Here is a 2,862-nt window from a genome sequence, read left to right as displayed (position 1 = left end):
ATTGGCTCCGAAGGTAGGACTCGAACCTACGACCATCGCATTAACAGTGCGGTGCTCTACCACTGAGCTACTTCGGAATAATGTTATGTAACTAACCGACTTTTCTTATTATAGTGAGGTACTTCTTCCTCGTCAACCACTTTTGGCCATTTTCTCTAAAGAAATATTATTCCACTTTTAATAATCGCCCAGAACACTTGCCACAGCGGTATTTGTTGGTATTTAAACGAATTTTCCGTCTATATAGCGAACCACAAGAGATACATCCATAGACATGTTGGGCTACTCTTTTCTTTCTTTTTACCGACACTAAGTTTGCACAAAATCTCGGGGATTTAGTCACTTTTAATAAATCTTTAAAATCTTTATCGCGATGTTTATAGCCTTTTCCTTCTATATGTAAATGATAATGGCACAATTCGTGGCGAATGATTCCTTCAAGTTCATCTAGACCATATAATTCGAATGATTTTGGATTGATTTGAATGTGATGTGATTGCAGCATATATCGGCCACCTGTTGTTTTAAGACGGCTATTGAAATAAGCTTCATGTTTAAAAGGCTTATGAAACACGTTTTCAGAGATGCTCACTACCAGTTGATGTAGTTCTTCGTTCGTCATGCCACCCATCCTTTGAATACATTAGAGCCTGCCTACCTATTCATGATAGGCAGGCTCCTTTTAGTTTTGTTTTACTGGCGGAAGCATTGTAAGTGAAATGCGTCCTTTTGTTTTTTCGACTTGTTCCACCCATACTGTCACAATATCACCAAGAGCAACAACGTCTAGTGGATGTTTGACGAAGCCTTTTTTTAGTTTGGAAATGTGGACAAGGCCATCTTGTTTTACACCGATGTCTACAAAAGCGCCAAAATCAACAACGTTGCGAACTGTTCCTTGCAATTCCATTCCACTTGCCAAGTCTTCCATTTGAAGAACATCCGTCTTCAGCAATGGTTGAGGGAATTGATCACGTGGATCACGTGTCGGTTTTTTTAAGGTATCCACGATATCTTTCAACGTAATTTCCCCAATATCTAATCGCTCACTCAACTCTTTCAAATCTATCTCATTAAGAGCGAGTTCAGCTTCTTTCGTGCCGATTTGTGCTTTCTTCAACCCTGCTGTTTTCAGTACTTCTTCAGCACTTTGATAACTTTCCGGATGGATACCAGTCGCATCAAACGGGTTTTTTGCTTCAGGAATACGTAAGAACCCAATAGCTTGCTCGTATGTTTTGGCGCCGAGACGCGGAATTTTCTTCAGTTGTGCGCGTGAAGTGAACTTGCCATTTTCATCTCGCATGATGATGACATTTTCAGCTACGGTTTTGGAGAGACCCGAAACATATTGTAATAACGATGCAGAGGCTGTGTTAATGTTAACACCCACTTGGTTAACGGCAGTTTCTACTATAAATGTTAATGATTCATTTAGTTTTTTCTGCGAGACGTCGTGTTGGTATTGTCCAACCCCTACTGCTTTAGGTTCAATTTTGACTAATTCTGATAGCGGATCCTGTAGTCTTCGAGCAATCGATACTGCACTGCGTTGTTCTACCTGAAGATGAGGAAATTCCGCACGAGCAGTGTCTGAAGCCGAATAAACACTGGCACCAGCTTCGTTTACAATGACATAAGCAATTTCACGATCTGCTTCTTTCAAACATTCCGCGACGAATTGCTCCGTTTCACGAGAGGCTGTTCCGTTACCTATGGCAACGATTGAAACAGGGTATCGCTTCAATACATCCAAAATGGTTTTTTTGGACGTTGTCGGATCTGCTTTTGGTGGATGTGGATAAATGACGGATACTTCCTGAAGCTTCCCGGTATCATCCACGACAGCTAATTTACAACCTGTACGATAGGCCGGATCTACCCCAAGAACGACTTTACCTTTCAATGGCGGCTGTAATAAAAGGTTTCGCAAGTTTTCAGAGAAGATATGAATGGCTTGTGTTTCCCCTTTTTCTGTTAGCTCCGTGCGAATTTCCCGCTCGACTGATGGAGCAATCAGGCGTTTATAAGAATCCTCAATCGCTTCAGCTACTTGACTGATGCTTGGCGAGGAACTGTGCGTTGGAATCCACTCATCGCGCATAACACTAATGATTCTATCCACTGGTGTAAGCAAATTGATCTTCAAAATATCTTCTTTTTCACCACGGTTTAATGCAAGAACTCGATGGGGCACAATTTTCTTTACTGGCTCCGTGTAATCATAATACATTTCGAATACGCTTTTCTCGTCGGCCTCTTGTTTTTTCACAGTGGATACAATTGACCCTTCTGCACGAGTTAAGTTTCGGATTTTCTCTCGTATTTTCGCGTCATCCGCAAATTGTTCTGCTAAAATATCACGCGCACCTTGCAATGCTTCGTCAGCGTTCATCACTTCTTTTTCTTCATTGATAAAGTCTTTTGCTAGCTCTACCGGCTGTGTTTGGGAAAATTTTAATATTAACGAAGCTAAAGGTTCTAATCCTTTTTCTTTTGCTATTGTCGCTTTTGTTCTGCGTTTTTGCTTATATGGTCGGTACAAATCTTCGAGTCTTTGTAATACAGAGGCTGCCTGAATGGCTTGGGTTAATTCTTCAGTTAATTTCCCTTGCTCATCGATCAAGCGAAGCACTTCTTCTTTTCTTTGCTCTAGTTGCTGTATGTAACGGTAACGATCTTCAACCGCTTTAATTTGTACTTCATCCAGTGAGCCTGTCGCTTCTTTTCGGTAGCGTGCAATAAAAGGAACCGTATTACCTTCTTCCAGTAAATCGATAACTTGCCGGGCTTGTGCTGGGCGTACATTTGTTTCTTTAGCTATTCGTTGCATCATTTGTTTAGCGTTCATTTGTTTAGCGT

General features: G+C 41.2%; 2 protein-coding genes and 1 tRNA gene. All 3 read right to left on the bottom strand.

The features are described 5' to 3' along the window. Positions 1-2: 2 nt before the first annotated feature. A tRNA-Asn gene (locus tag AC1DSB_RS17390) sits at positions 3-77 on the bottom strand. 89 nt (positions 78-166) lie between these two features. Continuing rightward, entirely contained in the window at positions 167-622 is a 456-nt protein-coding gene (locus AC1DSB_RS17385; protein ID WP_477530988.1) for a SprT family protein, read from the bottom strand. Between the two features lie 60 nt (positions 623-682). Beyond that, positions 683-2,851 (bottom strand): Tex family protein, encoded by a 2,169-nt coding sequence (locus tag AC1DSB_RS17380; protein WP_477587217.1) that lies wholly within the window; start codon positions 2,849-2,851, stop codon positions 683-685. Positions 2,852-2,862: the final 11 nt, after the last annotated feature.

This window comes from Paenisporosarcina sp. P4_E4_2 (assembly GCF_056401595.1).
This window is presented reverse-complemented; position numbering and strand designations above follow the sequence as displayed.

Excerpts from the sequence above, each read along its gene's own strand:
- AC1DSB_RS17385 (WP_477530988.1), bottom strand. The coding sequence starts at position 622 with ATGACGAACGAAGAACTACATCAACTGGTAGTGAGCATCTCTGAAAAC.
- AC1DSB_RS17380 (WP_477587217.1), bottom strand. The coding sequence starts at position 2,851 with ATGAACGCTAAACAAATGATGCAACGAATAGCTAAAGAAACAAATGTA.